The 17439-nt window shown below is 42.9% G+C and carries 12 protein-coding genes and 1 pseudogene; 5 read left to right on the forward strand and 8 right to left on the reverse strand.

Going from position 1 to position 17439, the window contains the following annotated elements:
* Window positions 1-218: 218 nt before the first annotated feature.
* A pseudogene (locus tag D1367_RS08840) lies at window positions 219-1943 on the forward strand (tetratricopeptide repeat protein); the annotation flags it as partial.
* Window positions 1944-2017: 74 nt separating this feature from the next.
* Here the strand turns inward: D1367_RS08840 and D1367_RS08845 are convergent.
* Window positions 2018-2623, reverse strand: coding sequence for a 50S ribosomal protein L25/general stress protein Ctc (locus tag D1367_RS08845; protein WP_118165788.1), 606 nt, complete (start codon window positions 2621-2623; stop codon window positions 2018-2020).
* 239 nt (window positions 2624-2862) lie between these two features.
* The gene (locus tag D1367_RS08850; protein ID WP_118165791.1) at window positions 2863-4206 is read right to left on the reverse strand and encodes an adenylosuccinate synthase; all 1344 of its coding nucleotides are present in this window, start codon (window positions 4204-4206) and stop codon (window positions 2863-2865) included.
* A 519-nt stretch (window positions 4207-4725) separates the two neighbouring features.
* Here D1367_RS08850 and D1367_RS08855 point away from each other — a divergent pair.
* Window positions 4726-6927, forward strand: coding sequence for a PAS domain S-box protein (locus D1367_RS08855; protein WP_228674586.1), 2202 nt, complete (start codon window positions 4726-4728; stop codon window positions 6925-6927).
* 8 nt (window positions 6928-6935) lie between these two features.
* Here the strand turns inward: D1367_RS08855 and D1367_RS30060 are convergent, their stop codons facing one another.
* The 3 genes from D1367_RS30060 to D1367_RS08865 all read right to left on the reverse strand — a co-directional run bounded on the left by D1367_RS30060 (window position 6936) and on the right by D1367_RS08865 (window position 8296).
* Window positions 6936-7208, reverse strand: a complete 273-nt coding sequence (locus D1367_RS30060; protein ID WP_181985114.1) for a hypothetical protein — start codon at window positions 7206-7208, stop codon at window positions 6936-6938.
* A 332-nt stretch (window positions 7209-7540) separates the two neighbouring features.
* Window positions 7541-7990 (reverse strand): type II toxin-antitoxin system VapC family toxin, encoded by a 450-nt coding sequence (locus D1367_RS08860; protein ID WP_118165797.1) that lies wholly within the window; start codon window positions 7988-7990, stop codon window positions 7541-7543.
* Entirely contained in the window at window positions 7991-8296 is a 306-nt protein-coding gene (locus tag D1367_RS08865) for a hypothetical protein (protein WP_118165800.1), read from the reverse strand.
* A gap of 101 nt (window positions 8297-8397) precedes the next feature.
* On the opposite strand from D1367_RS08865, the gene D1367_RS08870 reads away from it, so the two are divergent.
* The gene (locus tag D1367_RS08870; protein ID WP_118165802.1) at window positions 8398-9276 is read left to right on the forward strand and encodes a phosphodiester glycosidase family protein; all 879 of its coding nucleotides are present in this window, start codon (window positions 8398-8400) and stop codon (window positions 9274-9276) included.
* Window positions 9277-9848: 572 nt separating this feature from the next.
* On the opposite strand, the gene D1367_RS08875 is transcribed toward D1367_RS08870, so the two are convergent.
* The gene (locus tag D1367_RS08875; protein ID WP_118165805.1) at window positions 9849-12134 is read right to left on the reverse strand and encodes a glycoside hydrolase family 10-like protein; all 2286 of its coding nucleotides are present in this window, start codon (window positions 12132-12134) and stop codon (window positions 9849-9851) included.
* Window positions 12135-12404: 270 nt separating this feature from the next.
* Here D1367_RS08875 and D1367_RS08880 point away from each other — a divergent pair, with 270 nt between their 5' ends.
* Complete coding sequence (locus D1367_RS08880; protein WP_118165807.1) at window positions 12405-12716, forward strand: threonine dehydratase; 312 nt, start codon at window positions 12405-12407, stop codon at window positions 12714-12716.
* A gap of 134 nt (window positions 12717-12850) precedes the next feature.
* On the opposite strand, the gene D1367_RS08885 is transcribed toward D1367_RS08880, so the two are convergent.
* Both D1367_RS08885 and D1367_RS08890 read right to left on the reverse strand, forming a co-directional pair.
* Window positions 12851-13228 carry a type II toxin-antitoxin system VapC family toxin gene (locus tag D1367_RS08885; protein ID WP_118165810.1) on the reverse strand — a complete coding sequence of 126 codons (378 nt, stop codon included), beginning with the start codon at window positions 13226-13228 and terminating at the stop codon, window positions 12851-12853.
* Window positions 13218-13442 (reverse strand): hypothetical protein, encoded by a 225-nt coding sequence (locus D1367_RS08890; protein WP_118165813.1) that lies wholly within the window; start codon window positions 13440-13442, stop codon window positions 13218-13220. The genes D1367_RS08885 and D1367_RS08890 overlap by 11 nt, the downstream gene beginning before the upstream one ends.
* Before the next feature lie 450 nt (window positions 13443-13892).
* Here D1367_RS08890 and D1367_RS08895 point away from each other — a divergent pair, with 450 nt between their 5' ends.
* A complete protein-coding gene (locus D1367_RS08895; protein ID WP_118165816.1) occupies window positions 13893-17315 on the forward strand; it encodes a CHAT domain-containing protein in 3423 nt (1140 codons plus the stop codon).
* The last annotated feature ends 124 nt before the right edge of the window (window positions 17316-17439 follow it).

The raw sequence follows: 17439 nt of genomic DNA on the forward strand, positions 1-17439 counted from the left end.
CTATGCAACTGAGAATCGCTATAACGACAGACACGATGTTAATAACAAACATCGCAATATTAATAAGGAACATTGCGATGTTAATAACAAACATTGCAATGTTCATCACAAAGATCACGATATTAATAAGAAACATTACAATGTTCATCACAAAGATCACGATGTTGGTAACAACAGCTTATAGACCCAATTGAAAACAGCTACCTCTGCGCTATTCTATGAAAAAAATTATCACCAGTCTTTTGGCTTTGGGCGTTTATCTAACGCCTTTAACAGTAATGCTGATGGCTCAACCCACCTGGGGACAGACTCAAAACTTGCAAGCGCAAGAAGCAGAAAGACTGCTTGAGCAAGGGATAAAACTGACACAGCAACAGGAACACCAACAGGCAATACAAATATTCCAGCAGGGTTTAACCATTGCACGACAACTCAAAGACCAAAAACTTGAAGCAAATGCACTGCTTGGGCTTGGGCATAACTACGACGCTTTAGGAGAAAAGCAAAAAGCACTCGAATTTTATAACCAAGCTCTGCCCCTTAAACGTGCTGTGAGCGATCGCACGGGTGTTGCCATTACACTCAATAACATCGGTCTAGTCTACGACGCTTTAGGAGAAAAGCAAAAAGCACTCGAATTTTACAACCAAGCTCTGCCACTATTTCGTGCTGTGGGCGATCGCTCTGGTGTTGCGAGTACACTCATTAGCTTCGGTAAAGTCTACGACGATTTAGGAGAAAAGCAAAAAGCACTCGAATTTTACAACCAAGCTCTGCCACTATTTCGTGCTGTGGGCGACAAGGCAGGTGTTGCGACTACACTCAATAACATTGGTCTAGTTTACGACGCTTTAGGAGAAAAGCAAAAAGCACTCGAATTTTACAACCAAGCTCTGCCACTATATCGTGCTATGGGCAATCGCTCTGGAGAAGCGACTACACTCATTAGCTTAGGTAAAGTCTACAGCGATTTAGGAGAAAAGCAAAAAGCACTCGAATTTTACAACCAAGCTCTGCCACTATATCGTGCTGTGGGCGATCGCTCTGGTGTTGCCACTACACTCAATAACATCGGTAAAGTCTACAACAATTTAGGAGAAAAGCAAAAAGCACTCGAATTTTACAACCAAGCTCTGCCTCTATCTCGTGCTGTGGGCGATCGCTCTGGTGTTGCGACTACACTCAATAACATCGGTGGAGCCTACGACGATTTAGGAGAAAAGCAAAAAGCACTCGAATTTTACAACCAAGCTCTGCCCCTATCTCGTGCTGTGGGCGATCGCTCTGTTGAAGCGACTACACTCAATAACATCGGTGGAGTCTACTACGCTTTCGGAGAAAAGCAAAAAGCACTCGAATTTTATAACCAAGCTCTGCCCCTATCTCGTGCTGTGGGCGATCGCTCTGTTGAAGCGACTACACTCAATAACATCGGTGGAGTCTACTACGCTTTCGGAGAAAATCAAAAAGCACTCGAATTTTACAACCAAGCTCTGCCCCTATCTCGTGTTGTGGGCGATCGCACAGGTGTTGCCACTACACTCAATAACATCGGTACAGTCTACGACGCTTTCGGAGAAAAGCAAAAAGCACTCGAATTTTACAACCAAGCTCTGCCCTTATTTCGGGCTGTGGGCGATCGCACAGGTGTTGCGACTACACTCAATAACATCGGTGGAGTCTATGACGATTTACGAAAAAAGTAAAAAGCACTCGATTTTTACAACCAAGCTCTGCCACTATTTCGGGCTGTGGGCGATCGCACAGGTGTTGCGACTACACTCAATAACATCGGTGGAGTCTATGACGATTTACGAAAAAAGTAAAAAGCACTCGATTTTTACAACCAAGCTCTGCCCCTATTTCGGGCTGTGAGCGATCGCACAGGTGTTGCGACTACACTCAATAACATCGAGCAAGTCTACCACGATTTACGAAAAAAGTAAAATTTCTAAATACAAAAAAACCAGGAGTTTCCCCCTGGTGTCATCAAAAATTATTACACAGTTTACTTAGCTTAAGAAGCCGCTTCAGTTTCAGTTTCTGTCCCAGCATCTTCAGCGCTAATTTGTGGTGGCAAAACGCTCACAACAAGTCGCTCTGATTCAGCTAGAGGTGTAACACCTTCAGGAAAGGGTATATCACTGATACTCAAGCTGTCTCCAATTTGTAGGTTAGAGACATCGATTTCGATTACATCTGGGATGTTTTCTGGCGCACAACTCACTTGCAATTCGCTGATTACGGTGTCTAACACACCACCTTCTTGTTTAACACCAATAGCAGTTCCCACAAAACGCAGCCGTACTCCTACAGTTGTGTCGCCGTGGCCCGCAACCGCGAAAAAGCTAAGGTGGTAAGGTGTACCTTTTGCTGGATGGATTTGAAGTTCCCGCAGCAAGGCTTTGCCGCGCCAAGGTGCATCAGCAACGTTTAACTCAATCAATGTATTGTTGACTGAAACTCTTTTGAGCAAGCGCTCAACAGTTTTAGCATCAATGGTCAAAGAAATGGATTCTGTACCCTTATGACCATACAAATTGGCAGGTATCAGTCCAGCACGGCGCAAAGCTCTTGGCTTGCTGCCTTCTGCACGTTTTAGAGATTCGACTGTAATAGCCATAGAAGTTGTTAGTTGTTAATTAAAGTTAGGAGTTTGGAGTTTGGAGTTTGGAGTTAGGAGTTTGGAGTTAGGAGTTTGGAGTTTGGAGTTTGGAGTTAGGAGTTAGGAGTTTGGAGTTTGGAGTTTTGATTTAATTACTCATTTTTCACTCTTCACTCTTTAGTTTTAACTCTTCACTCTTAACTCTTCACTCTTAACTCTTAACTCCTCACTCCTAACTCTTCACTCCTCACTCTTAACTAAGCACTAAGTAGGGTAGCAGGTGTGCCGTCGGCCTGCAATAAAGCACGTTTGGGCCCGTGGATGGGGTCTTCTACGATTATGGTTTGATCGCGGCTTGCTCCTAGTGAGACGATCGCGATCGGGACTTCCATCAATTCAGCGAGGAATTTTAGATAGTCCAGTGCTTGCGGTGGCAAGTCTTCCAGGGTGCGGCAGTGGGTTGTTGACACTTTCCATCCTGGTAAGGTTTTGTAGATGGGGCGACATCTAGCAAATTGACGAGAACTTGTGGGGAAGTGTTCGCTGCGATCGCCATCTATGTCATAAGCGACACAAACTTGGATTTCCTCTAATTCATCGAGGACATCCAGTTTGGTCAGCGCCATACAATCCATGCCGTTTATCCGCACGGCATAGCGACCAATGACCGCATCAAACCAGCCACAACGCCGTTTGCGTCCGGTAGTTGTGCCAAATTCTGCACCGCGATCGCACAACAATTCTCCCAACTCTCCATGCAATTCTGTGGGAAATGGCCCCTCTCCCACTCGTGTCGTATAGGCTTTCGACACTCCAATTACCCGGTCAATCATTGTCGGCCCTACCCCTGTACCAACGCAAGCCCCACCGGCTACAGGATTAGAGGAGGTGACATAAGGATAAGTTCCATGATCTAAGTCAAGGAGCGTACCTTGTGCCCCTTCAAACAAAATATTCCGCCGTCGCGCGATCGCATCGGATATTTTTAACGATGTATCAATAACATAAGGGCGTAAGCGTTCTGCATATCCCAAATACTGTTCAATCACCTCTTGCGGATCTAGAGGCGGTAAGTTGTAAAGCTTTTCTAAAATGACGTTTTTATAATTAATCGTCCACTCCAACTGCTCACGTAGCTCATCGGGGTTCATCAAGTCTAAAACCCGAATGCCTATACGCTCAGATTTGTCTGCATAAGTCGGCCCAATGCCCCGACCTGTTGTGCCGATCTTATGGCTTCCCCGTCGTTCTTCAGATGCCTGGTCAATCAACCGATGATAAGGCATCGTTACGTGGGCTGTCTCAGATATCAGCAGGTGGTCAGTGGAAATATTTAATTCTTTTAGTTGGTCGAGTTCTGCGATCAAAATCTGTGGATCGATTACTGTTCCACAGCCGATAATGCAATCGGTATTTGGATACAAAATACCTGAGGGAATCAAGTGCAGCTTAAAGGTCTGACCTTTAACTACAATCGTGTGTCCAGCATTGACACCCCCTTGGTAACGAACCACAACATCTGCGGAACGGCTGAGTAAGTCAGTTATTTTACCTTTTCCTTCATCGCCCCATTGGGCACCTATGACAATGACGTTAGCCAAGAGCTTAAATTAAGAAGTAAAGTTTCCACAAACTATTATTATTAACATATTGCTTTAATCATGTCAAGCTTATTTTAGAACTACTTTAGTACATGAGGCGCGGAAATAAATATATCATTTCAAATGGCGCAAGAAGCTCGGAATACAATAAATACCTTTGACTTTTGACTTCCGCCTTGCGTTACTAGCTTGTCTGGAGAAGATATATTACCTGGTTTTGTTTTGCATTTACGGCTACTGTGCGCTTAATTACAATTCCGAACATAGAGGCATTGCAATGCAACGTCTCTACAAACATTATGGATAGGAAACTTATTTTATCCAAACTGCATTGGCTATACTACTGCTAGAAATGAATTTATATTAAAAATTAGCGGATTTATTTGTGACTATTATGTATAAATAATCATCCTAAAGAATCCAGATATTTACAAATTGAAGAGATTGTGTTTTGTTACCCGTGCTGTCACAATTATTAAATTATTCTCAGTATTTGTTTTTAATTTCCAATTTTAACAGATGGAGGGCATCTGCGGCATAAAGGGCGATCGCATGATCAAAAAATGGTATCGAGTCCAAAAGCTAAAAGCAATATTCATCCTAGCATTGGCAGTTGTATTTACTAATGCTGTAGTCTCCTATAGCAACACTGTGAAGCTGATTCACAACCAGCAATGGGTGATATACTCCTATAAAGTGGTTACTCAACTTGAAAGTATCAAATCTACACTCAAAGATACTGAAACTGCACAACGTAATTACCTAATTACAGCAGATGTAGATGATCTAAAAATTTATATTGCAGCTAATCAACAAACTAATAAGAATATTCAAATTATTCGGAAGTTAACTGCTGATAACCATCAAAAGCAGCAGTGGATTTCTTTGCTGGAGCCGAAAATTACCAACAGGCTCAAAATGCTGCAACAAGAAATTTCCCTCAGACAAAATCAAGGATTTGAAGCAGTTCGGCAGCGCATTTTATCTGACAAAGACAAGCAAAGCAGCAAAGAAATCCAACAGCTTATTCACGACTCTTTAGAGGTAGAGCAAAATTTATTACAGCAGGGAATGCAGCAGGCAGAAGCAAGTTCCCAAAAGGCGATAGTCACATTTTTTATCGCTGCTGTTGTGGATTTGGTGCTGGTAGCGTTGTTGTATGACTTGTTGTGGCGTTATATCAGACAACTTCAGCAGACGGAACTGGCCCTACGGCAAAGTGAAAATCGTTTACGAGCCATGATAGATGCAGAACCAGAATGCATCAAATTAATTGCCAGGGATGGCACCCTTTTAGAAATTAATGCAGAAGGGTTGGCAATGATGGAAGTGGAAAGTGCTGATGTATTGATTGGTAAAGCTATTGATGATCTAATTGTACCAGAGTATAGAGCAGCCTTTGCCGACTTGCATAAAAATGTCTGCCAAGGTAACAAGGGGACTTTAGAGTTTGAAATCTTGGGATTTAAAGGTACCCGCCGCTACATGGAAACTCATGCCGTACCATTGCGTAACGAATCTGATGGTACGTTCATCCATTTGGCACTGATGCGAGATATAACTCAGCAAAAACAGGCAGAACAGAAAATCCGTGAACAAGGGTTGCTGCTGGATGTATCAAGTGATGCGATTCTGGTGCGAAATATCCACAACCAAATATTGTTTTGGAATCAAGGTGCCCAACGTCTATACGGCTGGAAAACTGCGGAAGTTGTGGGTAAGAATGTTTTGCAACTTTTGTATAAAGACATTTCACCACAGCTAGAAGATGCTTACTTGAGGGTGATGAATACAGGTGAGTGGCGGGGTGAGTTGCATCAACTGACAAGGGAAGGTAAAGTAATTATCGTTGAAAGTCGGTGGATATTGATCCGAGATGATAATGGACAACCCAAATCCATTTTGAGTGTGAACACCGAGATTACGCAGCAGAAACAACTGGAAGCTCAACTTCTGCGATCGCAACGTTTGGAGAGTATCGGCACTTTAGCTAGTGGTATCGTCCATGACCTGAACAATATACTATCGCCAATTTTAATGTCAGTTCAACTGTTGCAGAAAAAATTGCCCGATTCGCAGAGTCAGCAAATACTGCAAACTTTAGAAAATAATGTGAAACGCGGCGCTAATTTGCTCAAGCAAGTGTTATCTTTTGCACGGGGCATCGAAGGTAAACAGACAATTGTCCAAATTCAGCCTTTGATGGTAGAAATTGAGCAAATTATCACTCAAACATTCCCCAAATCCATCATCTGTCAGGCAGATATCCCTAAAAATCTGTGGTATGTCCGTGGAGACGCAACTCAAATACATCAGGTGCTGATAAATTTAGTAGTTAATGCCCGTGATGCTATGCCCAATGGTGGTATATTGAGGATTGCTGCGGAAAATCTGGTGATTGGTGAACATTCTACCCAGATAAATATTGATGCTAAAGTGGGTTCTTATATTGCGATCGTGGTAACGGATACTGGTATGGGAATGCCGCCGGCAGTCCAGCAACGGATTTTTGAACCATTTTTTACTACCAAAGAGATAGGCAAAGGTACAGGTTTAGGACTTTCTACCGCGTTGGGTATTATTAAGAATCATGGTGGTTTTGTCAATGTTTACAGTCAGGTAGGCAGAGGGACTCAATTTACAGTGTACTTGCCTGCCTCAACATCTAAAGACACACATTTGCTGTCTCCAGAACTGGAATCAGTTATAGGAGATAGCTAATGAAAGTATCACAGACTACAAATAATCCTGTCAACCAAAACTTTCTGTCCACGTTGGAAATGAGAACAGTCTAACTTAGTCCTCAGCCGGAAGTTCAACAAGTCATAGCGAGGTGAAGCATCTGGTGGATGACTTACTCTTGGTGGGATATCGAGTGCTTCGATTGGACAACCGCCAATTGTGGAATCTGGAGTCACCCTAAAACTAAAGCCGGGTAATTCAAGGCGCTTCACTACAATGTTCCGCAAATGGCGAGAATGGTGAATAACATTTGAGAGCATTTTTACCATCAGCCAAAAATTAGCGATCGCTTAGTAAGTAAGTCGGTGCAATAAAATCAAACTATGTAAACAAAAGTAAATAAGCCTCAAACTCTTTCTCTCCCTGCTCCCTGCCCCCAGCAAGAACTGCCTTATTGCAACAATAATTATTTACGCCGACCTACTTAATACAGCAGATTGCGCTCTAATCTAATACACGTAGAGACGAAGAAAAGCTACGTCTCTACAAGGTTTTGGGTTTTAATATGTACTTCATTTACCTGAAATCTGCTGTAATGGGAATAGTACCTTTATAGCGGTTAATTTCTGCTAAAATATTTATTCTTGGTTCTTCAGTAGCTGTTAGAGATCGCAGTTGGATTAACAGCAGTAATTTCTGAGTAACGAGCAAAATCAGTAATGTTAAATGTAAGAATATGAGTTAGCCCATGCACCAGCATTGCTGCAACCAGTCGCGCATCGTGTACGTTAATTCCCCTAATTCCATAGGCAATTACTAGCCTTTCCCATTCCTGGTAAATTGCTTCAGTATCTAGCAACAATGGAAAAAACACCTTTAAACGGTTAACTTCTGCCTGTGTTTCTGCTACACTACGCCCTAAGCCATTTCGCTCGGTTGGGCGTGTGTAGACGTTCCAAAATTCAATCAAGTTTTGCGGTACGATGTGAGACTGTTCGCCGCGATCGCGTAACGTCCTGATAGCATTAATGGCATCCGGGTTCATTGGATGGCTAAGGTCTACACTCCTTAACAGGACATTACTATCTACGAGATAAGCCACTTAGCCTCGTTCTCCATAAATACTTGAGCGGCTAATGGCTTCATCCGAAAGCGACGGGAGGTTAAGCTCTCGGTGGCTCTCCACCCACTCAGTAAATGCTGTCACCCACTCTTGGGGAGTTGCAGTTTCATAGAAAGGGCGTTCCCTTGATGGTTGCACCAGCTGCTCAAGCATGGAATTTAAGTGAGGTTTAATCTCCGATGGAGTACGCTTAGAAATCTTCGCCAACAAAAGCGTAATTGTTTCAATATCTTTACTATGGGCTTGTTCTAAATCACTCACAACGGATTTTGGTTGACTGTTCATAACTAAAATATCATATAAATTTAAGTTAATGGCTTATTTTTAAGCTTAAAGTATTTCAACTAAATCAACTTTGTTTGAGCTAACCACAAGTAGGTTTAAATGTGAGGAAAATAAAATTACTGGCTTTGATATTAATTAGTTTGGCAATGGTGTTGTGGTTGAATTTGCGTTTCTCAACACCGTCAATACCAACTGTTGCATCGTCACCACCAAAAACTATCCGCTACTTCGAGCGCACTTTGCCCCAAAGCATCGCTCACATTCTGTTGATTCCAGCTAATAGCAAATTTTTGGTAACTCCTGCATTATCACAAAAGGTAAACACTGTAGAGGAATTTGCCAAGAAGCATCGAGCCGTAGCTATTTTGAATGCAGGCTTTTTTGACCCAATTAACCAAAAAACTACATCATATATTGTCATACAAAGAAAGTTGGTTGCTGACCCCAAGGAAAACGAACGATTAGTAAACAATCCCAACTTAAAACCTTACCTGAGTCAAATATTCAATCGCTCAGAATTCCGCCGCTATTTATGTGGGCAAACTATTAGCTATTCAATTGCCCTACACAGTCAGTCACCACCAGCCGGTTGTCAGTTAGTCGATGCTATAGGTGCAGGCCCAAGCCTATTACCAGAACTCACGTTAGCAAAAGAGGGCTTTGTAGATAATGCCACCAAACGAGATGCACTTGGCAGCAACCAACCCAATGCCAGAACTGCCGTAGGTATTACCCGTGATGGCAGCATTGTATTAGTTATGGTGGCTCAAAAACCCTCGGCTCCCGCTAATTCTGGGATATCTTTACCAGCATTAGCTGATTTTATGAAAACTCTTGGTGCTGATAAAGCGATGAATCTCGACGGGGGGAGTTCGTCTTCGCTTTATTACAATGGCAAAACCTTTTACGGAAAGGTTGATTTGGAAGGAAATTCTATGAAGCGTCCCGTGAAATCAGTTTTGCTGGTTCAGAAAAACTAGTAGTCTGTCAAGAAATAATTGACCAAATAATTATTAATTCATAATTCATAATTCATAAATTTTAAAATGAGTACAGCAGCCCCCAATACGGTTCAGTTAAGGATTTTTGGTACTAATTTTAGACCTGTAGAGACGCGAAATTTCGCGTCTTTACCAAGGTTTTTGGGCTTAACTGAACTGTATTGCAGCAGCCCCCACGCTCATTTTTAAATCAGTGGTCTTAAATCAGTGGAGAGTTCAAGCTCCCACTGATAGCGAAGCGTTAGCGAGTCATCGTTCGCGCAGCGTCTCGTAGAGAGCGTCTTTAAATTATGAATTATTAATTATCAATTATGAATTAGTTTGACAGATAGATTAAGAGTAGAGACGGCGATTTATCGCGTCTCCCTAACCGTCAAATTTAACGAGACAGACTACTAGTTATCTGTCTCATTAAATTTTATCCGTTTGTAGTGAGGACTTAAGTCCTCAAATATTCAAGCACTAAAGTGCTTACTACAAACCTACCAAAATTTTTGCGATAAACCACTAGTTTTGAACGCTATCTGAAGGAGCAAGTCTTTACTTTCCTCTTACCGCCGACTGCGAAAACCCTGTCTTCCATTAACTTGGTCAAAAAGGACATCGTATTTATCAAAAAATGCGATGCCAGGATTTACAAATATAGGAAGTTCTGCCTGTGGTGAGATACTCAAATTCCAGCGATTAAATCCGTCGCGGGTTCCTGGTGTCAGGCTGTAATCAAAAATGCTATTAATAGCTACTTTCAAAGCATTTGTTGAGCGTAATACTCCCGGTTTGAGTTTACCTGCTGTGGAAGCTGACTTGAATTCAGTCAAACCATTAATAGTTCCAGTATCAGTAATCATTGTGCTATTACAAGAATTTTTAGCAGAACTTCCAGCAAGAGTTAAACAAACTTTACTCAGTCGAGAGTCCCATCTATTACCAGGTACACCATTAATTTCAGGTTGTTTACTCCAAGCAGCCATTTTGAAACCTGCTTGATTATCAGCAGTTAAACCGAGAATTAAACTGCCATTCTTGTTAGTACCACCATTTCCAATCACGATAAATCCGTTACTCAGATTGCCTGGTAATTTTCTTAACGGATTATAGAGAAGTGACTTTTCAAAATAGTTGACACCGATAATACCGGAAAATGGCACACCATTCTTTGCTGAACAATTCGGCTTTTGGGCAGTACATTGGCGACTAGTAACAATCTGTACCGGAACGGGTTCTGCGGCGGGAAGCAACCCAAATCGGATGTTAGTATAAACTAATTCTCCCTCCAGGATAGTACCATCACTTAATACCTCCTTGATATTTTGTCCCGTTCTGCGGATAGGGGCATTACCTAAAAACTCTTTGGGAACTCGCAGCCCTGCTGAACCAGTATCTAATAAAATACGCCTTGGCTGACCACCTGCGATCGCCATTTCCAAAAAATACCCACGAACTCGTTGACCGAGGGAAGGTTTTGTGTATAAAGGTAGGGATATAGTATCAAAAGTTGGCTTGCGGGGTGTATTTTGAGAGATATCGCGCAACGCTGAATTGGGAAAAAGAGCCGCAAATGCTGATTGTCGTTGGGCTGCTGGTTCAGGTGCGATATCCCAAAGGCTTTCGTAGTAGAAAAAGCCGCTACCTAAACCGCGTTGTTGCGCTGCTTCTACCTGGGATTGGATTTGTGGCATAGAAACTGGACGATTTCGCAATCCTGCCATAATACCGATACCAGTTGGGATGACTTGTTTTGTTTCTAAAATTTCTGGGCGGTTAATTTGAGCGATAAAACTTTCTAAATCATTACGGTATACTTGCATCACTAACTCATCGACAATACCCAACCGTACCCAGTTGAGCCAGTCTTGCAGTTGCAGCTTGTAGGCGAAATCATAATAATTAGGAGCAACTGAGAAAATAGCATTCGGTTTTCTAGCTTTCACAGTTTGGTAGAGGTCTACCATGAATGTGCTGATTTTATCTGCCCGCCATTTTATCCATGCTTGGGCTTGAGGATTGGGCGGGGGAGGATTGCCAGTTTCTTGAGTATATAAACTAATTGTGTATTTATCGTAACCAAAATCCACAGGTAAACTCGTATGGTCGTCAAATTGAACGCCATCAGCATCGTATTGAGTAATGACTTCCATCACAAGTTCGGTGATAAACTTTTGCACTTGGGGGTGAAACGGATTCAACCACGCTACTTCACCCGCAGCACTAATTGAAGTTTGCGTACCATCCCGCTTTTGTGTCAGCCAATCTGGATGCTGGGATGCGAGTTCCGAACTTAGGGGAACCATGAAACCAAATTCAAACCAAGGTATTGCTAGTAACCCTTCTCTGCGGGCTTGGCTAATAATGTCTGCAATCACATCTTGTCCATCTTTTCCCTTAAAGAAGAAGGGAATACCCTTTTTTTGCATGACAGCGCTGGGGTAATATGTATAGCCATCGTTCCAGACTACTGGATAAACAGTGTTAAAGTTTAACTGCCGCAGTTGGCTCATGGCTGCAAGCACCTGCGAACGATTTCGGAAAACGCTAAAATCGTTACCACTGAGCCACACCCCCCGAATTTCTTGACGAGGTTGAGGAGGTAGTTGGGCAACGCTAGGGGCAAAAGTGTTGAGTAGTAATACCGCAAGGAATGATATTAGACATAATAATGGCAGCAGACGCTTCCTTAAAAGCCACCAACCTTGATGAATAAGGCGACTAGGCGCAATACCAGACGCTTTAGGTAGCTTGCTACGACATAGAAGTAAGCCTCTACGCACAGGCTTAAATAGTAAGTTAGTTAAAATAGCATTAATTTTTATGGTTTTTTCCCAGAACTGAGTTGTCATTACTTCTGCTTACTAAATGAGGTTAATTGGTTATATTTCATTTCTTATCAACATTAAATTACTGCATCAGGAAAACTGATACAGTAATTTAGCTGCAAGATAGTTGACGCAGTTATCGGGTTAGTAGTGCCAAGTATAAATGTTTCAAATGTAACCTGTAATATATTTGCGCTGCACTCACGCCTACGCCTGGTAGATTTTTTGCATAGCACCATTCCTCTTATTGAAATTAAGTCACAATGATAATAGGCAATCATAGAGGGTGCTGTTATGTCTGGTCTAACTCAAACTGTTCGGAACTTGTTCATTCGGATTCAAGGCTTGCTTGATGTTTTATTCCAAAGTGTTTCCAATTTTTTCGGAAATTTCTTTGGTTTTTTTGGCAACCTGTTTGGATTCAATAGCTCTGGTTATTTCTTGGAATCTGATCGGGAGCAAGGTACAAAACAAGCTTCTGCAAAAGAGCAAATTGAAACGAATCAGGATAACACTCCTAAAATTTCCGCCACTACCCGCCGTCGTTCTAATGCCAAAATTGACGACTACTTCCTCAATATGGCTCGTGATGTGAAAAAGAATTAATAAAATCAGCAATTGGAGGGTGATCTTAGTAATGCGATCGCGTACCACTCCGTGGAAGCAAGCTACGCCAAGCGTCTCGTAGAGAAGCTCGTCGTAGGCATCGCTTTGCCACCCACTGCAAGGAAAAGGTAGAGCTACCAATTAATTACTGTTAAAATTGTTACCTTCGCAAACTCTTGGTCGGCAGTCACCAAACTTGCTGAATTTTGGAGCGCCATTGCTGCAATAATTGCATCTGGTAGTTTCAACCGATATTGCTGGCGAATTTCAATGATTTTCTTAATCAAAACAGCATCACTCGCTACTAAGTTGACAACCTCAACTCGTTGCAAAAACTGCTCAAAAAGCTGACGATCCTCTTGACTTAGCCCAGAAAACGCGAGAAATTCAATTTTGCTAATAACTGAAACTCCAATCCAATCAGTATCTTGGAGTAATTGAATAAGTTGAGAATTTCCTTGAAGCAGAGCTACTATCGCATTCGTATCCAACACGTAGCGATTACCACTCATAGCGTAGATTCCTCTGCATTGCTACCGCATCTCCTTGCCAAGTTAATCGCCCCACCAAATCGGAGAAATCATAATTAGGTTGCTGCTTTCCCTCTAAAGAAACTGGATTCAAAACAACTACAATGTCCACTTCAACCGCCGCTAACTGTGTTGGAATATTAAGATTTAAATATCCTGATTCATCGATTTTAGTTGTAAGTTTTAAAACTTCCATTGCCAAATAATTAGTAAACCTTATCTTATTCTAGATTTTGTAGAGCGAACATTGCTTAATCAGATCCTCAGAACCCCGACTTTTTTGAAAAGTCGGGGTTCTTGTACCTCACGATAAATATTCTTCTGGTGTTTTCAAACTACTCGTTTAGCCCCCTAACTTTTTAGATCCCCCTAAATCCCCCGATAAATTGGGGGACTTTAAGAGACTCTTAGCCCCCCTTTTTAAGGGGGTTGGGGGGATCTAAGACTTTAACAACACGCCGTAGCCCCTAAAAAAATCTGTTACCAAAACTGCAACCACAGATGAGTCCGCTAGCTGCACCTATAAAATCAACATAAAGTTTCAGCAATATTACTGGCGACAATTAAATAATTTACTAATCATCGGAATTCATGCCGACGGGATAGGGCTGTAAATAATCACTGATTGAGGCTGTGAGGCTAAAGAATGAAGAGAAGTGCAAAGTCTCAACGAGTTTGCTGGTGGTTTCTACCAAAATTGACCCGCTACAGTTTAACTTTCTTGCTGAGTGCGGTAATGCTTGCTGATGCTGTGGGGGCGACACCGAGAAACCGAGGGTTGCAGATAGCACAGCAGCCAGCAAACGCACAACAAGATGCCACTAGTGCTGCTGCGGAACGGGTTTTTCAAGAGGGGATGCAGCTTTATCAACAAGGTACAGCAGAATCACTGCGACAGGCGATCGCAAAATGGCAAGAAGCGCTGAAGCTTTGGCAACAAGTTGATGATAAAGGCTGGGAAGCCACCACCCTCAACAATATTGGCTTAGTCTACTCCGATTTAGGAGAAAAGCAACAAGCAATTCAATACTACAATCAAGCTTTACCCATATTCCGTGCAGTGGGGAACAGGACAGGGGAAGCCATCAGCCTCGTTAGCATTGGCGCTGTCTACTCTGATTTAGGAGAAAAGCAACAAGCAATTCAATACTACAATCAAGCTTTACCCATATTCCGTGCAGTGGGGGACAGGGGAGGGGAAGCCACCACCCTCAACAATATTGGCTTAGTCTACTCTGATTTAGGAGAAAACCAAGAAGCGCTCAAATACTACAACCAAGCTTTACCCATACGCCGTGCAGTGGGGGATAGGCGAGGGGAAGCCATCACCCTCCACAATATTGGCTTAGTCTACTACTCATTAGAACAAAAGCAAGAAGCGCTCAAATACTACAACCAAGCTTTACCCATATTTCGTGCAGTGGAGGACAGGAAAGGGGAAACCAACACCCTCAACAATATTGGCGCTGTCTACGACTCGTTAGGAGAAAACCAAGATGCACTCAGATACTACAACCAAGCTTTACCCATATCCCGTGCAGTGGAGGACAGAAAAGGAGAAGCCACCACCCTCAACAATATTGGCGCTGTCTACTCCTCATTAGGAGAAAACCAAGAAGCGCTCAAATACTACAACCAAGCTTTACCCATACGCCGTGCAGTGAGGGACAGGGGAGGGGAAGCCATCAGCCTCACCAGTATTGGCTTAGTCTACGACTCATTAGGAGAAAAGCAAGATGCACTCAGATACTACAACCAAGCTTTATCTATATTCCGTGCAGTTGGGCACAGGAGAGGGGAAGCCACCACCCTCAACAGTATTGGCGCTGTCTACTCCTCATTAGGAGAAAACCAAGAAGCGCTCAAATACTACAACCAAGCTTTACCCATACGCCGTGCAGTGAGGGACAAGGAAGGGGAAGCCATCAGCCTCACCAGTATTGGCGCTGTCTACTCCTCATTAGGAGAAAAACAAGAAGCGCTCAAATACTACAACCAAGCTTTACCCATATTCCGTGCAGTGGAGGGCAGAAAAGGAGAAGCCACCACCCTCAACAATATTGGCTTAGTCTACTCCTCATTAGGGGAAAAACAAGATGCACTCAGATACTACAACCAAGCTTTACCCATATTCCGTGCAGTGGAGGAGAGAAGAGGGGAAGCCATCAGCCTCACCAGTATTGGCTTAGTCTACTCTGATTTAGGAGAAAAACAAGAAGCGCTCAAATACTACAACCAAGCTTTACCCATAAACCGTGCAGTGAGGGACAAGGAAGGGGAAGCTAATACTCTCTTTCACATGGCTAATCTAGAACGCGATCGCGGTAATCTAAAAGAAGCTCAAACACAGATTCAAGCAGCTATTGAAATCATTGAAGATTTACGCACCAAAATAGCCGACAAAGAACTACGCGCTTCCTACTTTGCCTCAGTCCAAGTCTACTACAAGTTCTATATCGACTTGCTGATGGAACAGCACAAAAAAGATCCATCAAAAGGATACGATGCTTTGGCGCTGGAAGTTAGCGATCGCTCCCGCGCCCGTGTTCTAATTGAATTACTAACCGAAGCAAACATAGATATCAAAAAAGGCATTGACCCAACACTTTTAGCAGAAGAACGCCGTCTACAAGGGCAAATCAATGCTCAAGAAAAATTATTATCAGAACTATCATCTAAAAAAGAAACCCCAGAACAAGTTTTAACCAACACCAAACAAAAAATCGAAGACATACTCAAACAACAGCGAGAACTTCAGATAAAAATTCGCGCCAAAAACCCGGAATATGCCGATTTGATATATCCCAAACCTTTGACTCTCAAAGAAATTCAGCAACAACTAGATAAAGACACACTGCTATTGCAATATTCTTTAGGTAAAGAACGTAGCTATCTTTGGGCTGTCACACCCGATTCTCTCTATAGCTATGAACTCCCAGGAAGTGAAAAGATAGACAAAGCAGCCAAGAATTTATACAACAACTTAAGAAATCCGGGGATGCAGGGAGTTTCCCCAGAAGATACAGGGAAAGCTGCTAATGAACTGAGTCAACTTATCCTTGCGCCAGTTGCTGATAAATTGGGGAAAAAACGCCTAGTAATTGTTGGTGATGATGCCTTACAATACATTCCCTTTGCGGCATTAACTGACCTAACCCCCCAGCCCCCTTCCCTATCAGGGAAGGGGGAGCAAGATAAACTCCCCTCTCCTCCCAGGAGAGGGGTTGGGGAAGAGGTCAATTATCAACCATTGGTAGTCAACCATGAAATTATCAGTCTACCTTCCGCCTCGACCATTGCTATTCTCAGGAAACAAATCAAAGGGCGGATAAAAGCACCGAAAACCCTCGCCATCCTTGCAGACCCAGTGTTTAGTGCTAATGATCAGCGAGTAACTAATAAATCTTCCAACGTTGCTAATAATAACGTTGACCAGCAAGTAGAAGAGTCTGCCTTGAAGCGGTCTACTAGAAACATGAACCGCAGTGAAATTGGAAGACTCCCAGGAACAGAACAAGAGGCGCAGGAAATTCTTAAACTTGTGCCAGCGTCAGAGAATCTCCAAGCTTTTGGTTTTGATGCTAACTACAACTGGGCTACTAGTGACCAACTGAGTCAATACAAGATGCTGCATTTTGCTACCCACGGCTTTCTAGACAGCACTGACCCAGAGTTATCAGGAATTGTCCTTTCCCTGATAGATAAACAAGGTAAGTCCCAAAGAGGCTTTCTGCGCCTCACTGATATCTTTAACCTCAACTTCCCGGCGGAGTTGGTGGTGCTGAGTGCCTGCTCAACCGGACTGGGCAAGGAAGTTAAAGGAGAAGGATTAGTGGGATTGACAAGAGGGCTAATGTATGCAGGTGCAGCGCGGGTGGTAGTGTCTTTATGGAACGTTAATGATAAAGCGACATCGTTATTGATGAGTCAATTTTACAGCGAAATGTTACAGCAAGGGAAAACTCCGGCTGCTGCCCTCAGAGCCGCACAACTCAAAATGTGGGAACAAGAAAAGTGGCGAAATCCTTATTCTTGGTCGGCTTTTACCCTGCTGGGTGAATGGCGGTGAACGTTGGAACCCCGCTTCTATTCCTCTAAGAGAAAGGTCGAGAGGCTTTGATTCTTGCTCTCCAAAGGTCGAATTACCCCCCTTAATCCCCCCTTGTAAAGGGGGGAAAAAGAAATCCAGTTCC

Origin of the sequence: Nostoc sphaeroides (genome assembly GCF_003443655.1) — a bacterium.
GTDB lineage: Bacteria > Cyanobacteriota > Cyanobacteriia > Cyanobacteriales > Nostocaceae > Nostoc > Nostoc sphaeroides.

Excerpts from the sequence above, each read along its gene's own strand:
- D1367_RS08885 (WP_118165810.1), bottom strand. The coding sequence starts at position 13,228 with ATGAGTGGTAATCGCTACGTGTTGGATACGAATGCGATAGTAGCTCTG.
- D1367_RS08880 (WP_118165807.1), top strand. The coding sequence starts at position 12,405 with ATGTCTGGTCTAACTCAAACTGTTCGGAACTTGTTCATTCGGATTCAA.
- D1367_RS08865 (WP_118165800.1), bottom strand. The coding sequence starts at position 8,296 with ATGAACAGTCAACCAAAATCCGTTGTGAGTGATTTAGAACAAGCCCAT.
- D1367_RS08875 (WP_118165805.1), bottom strand. The coding sequence starts at position 12,134 with ATGACAACTCAGTTCTGGGAAAAAACCATAAAAATTAATGCTATTTTA.
- D1367_RS08890 (WP_118165813.1), bottom strand. The coding sequence starts at position 13,442 with ATGGAAGTTTTAAAACTTACAACTAAAATCGATGAATCAGGATATTTA.
- D1367_RS30060 (WP_181985114.1), bottom strand. The coding sequence starts at position 7,208 with ATGCTCTCAAATGTTATTCACCATTCTCGCCATTTGCGGAACATTGTA.
- D1367_RS08845 (WP_118165788.1), bottom strand. The coding sequence starts at position 2,623 with ATGGCTATTACAGTCGAATCTCTAAAACGTGCAGAAGGCAGCAAGCCA.
- D1367_RS08855 (WP_228674586.1), top strand. The coding sequence starts at position 4,726 with ATGGAGGGCATCTGCGGCATAAAGGGCGATCGCATGATCAAAAAATGG.
- D1367_RS08895 (WP_118165816.1), top strand. The coding sequence starts at position 13,893 with ATGAAGAGAAGTGCAAAGTCTCAACGAGTTTGCTGGTGGTTTCTACCA.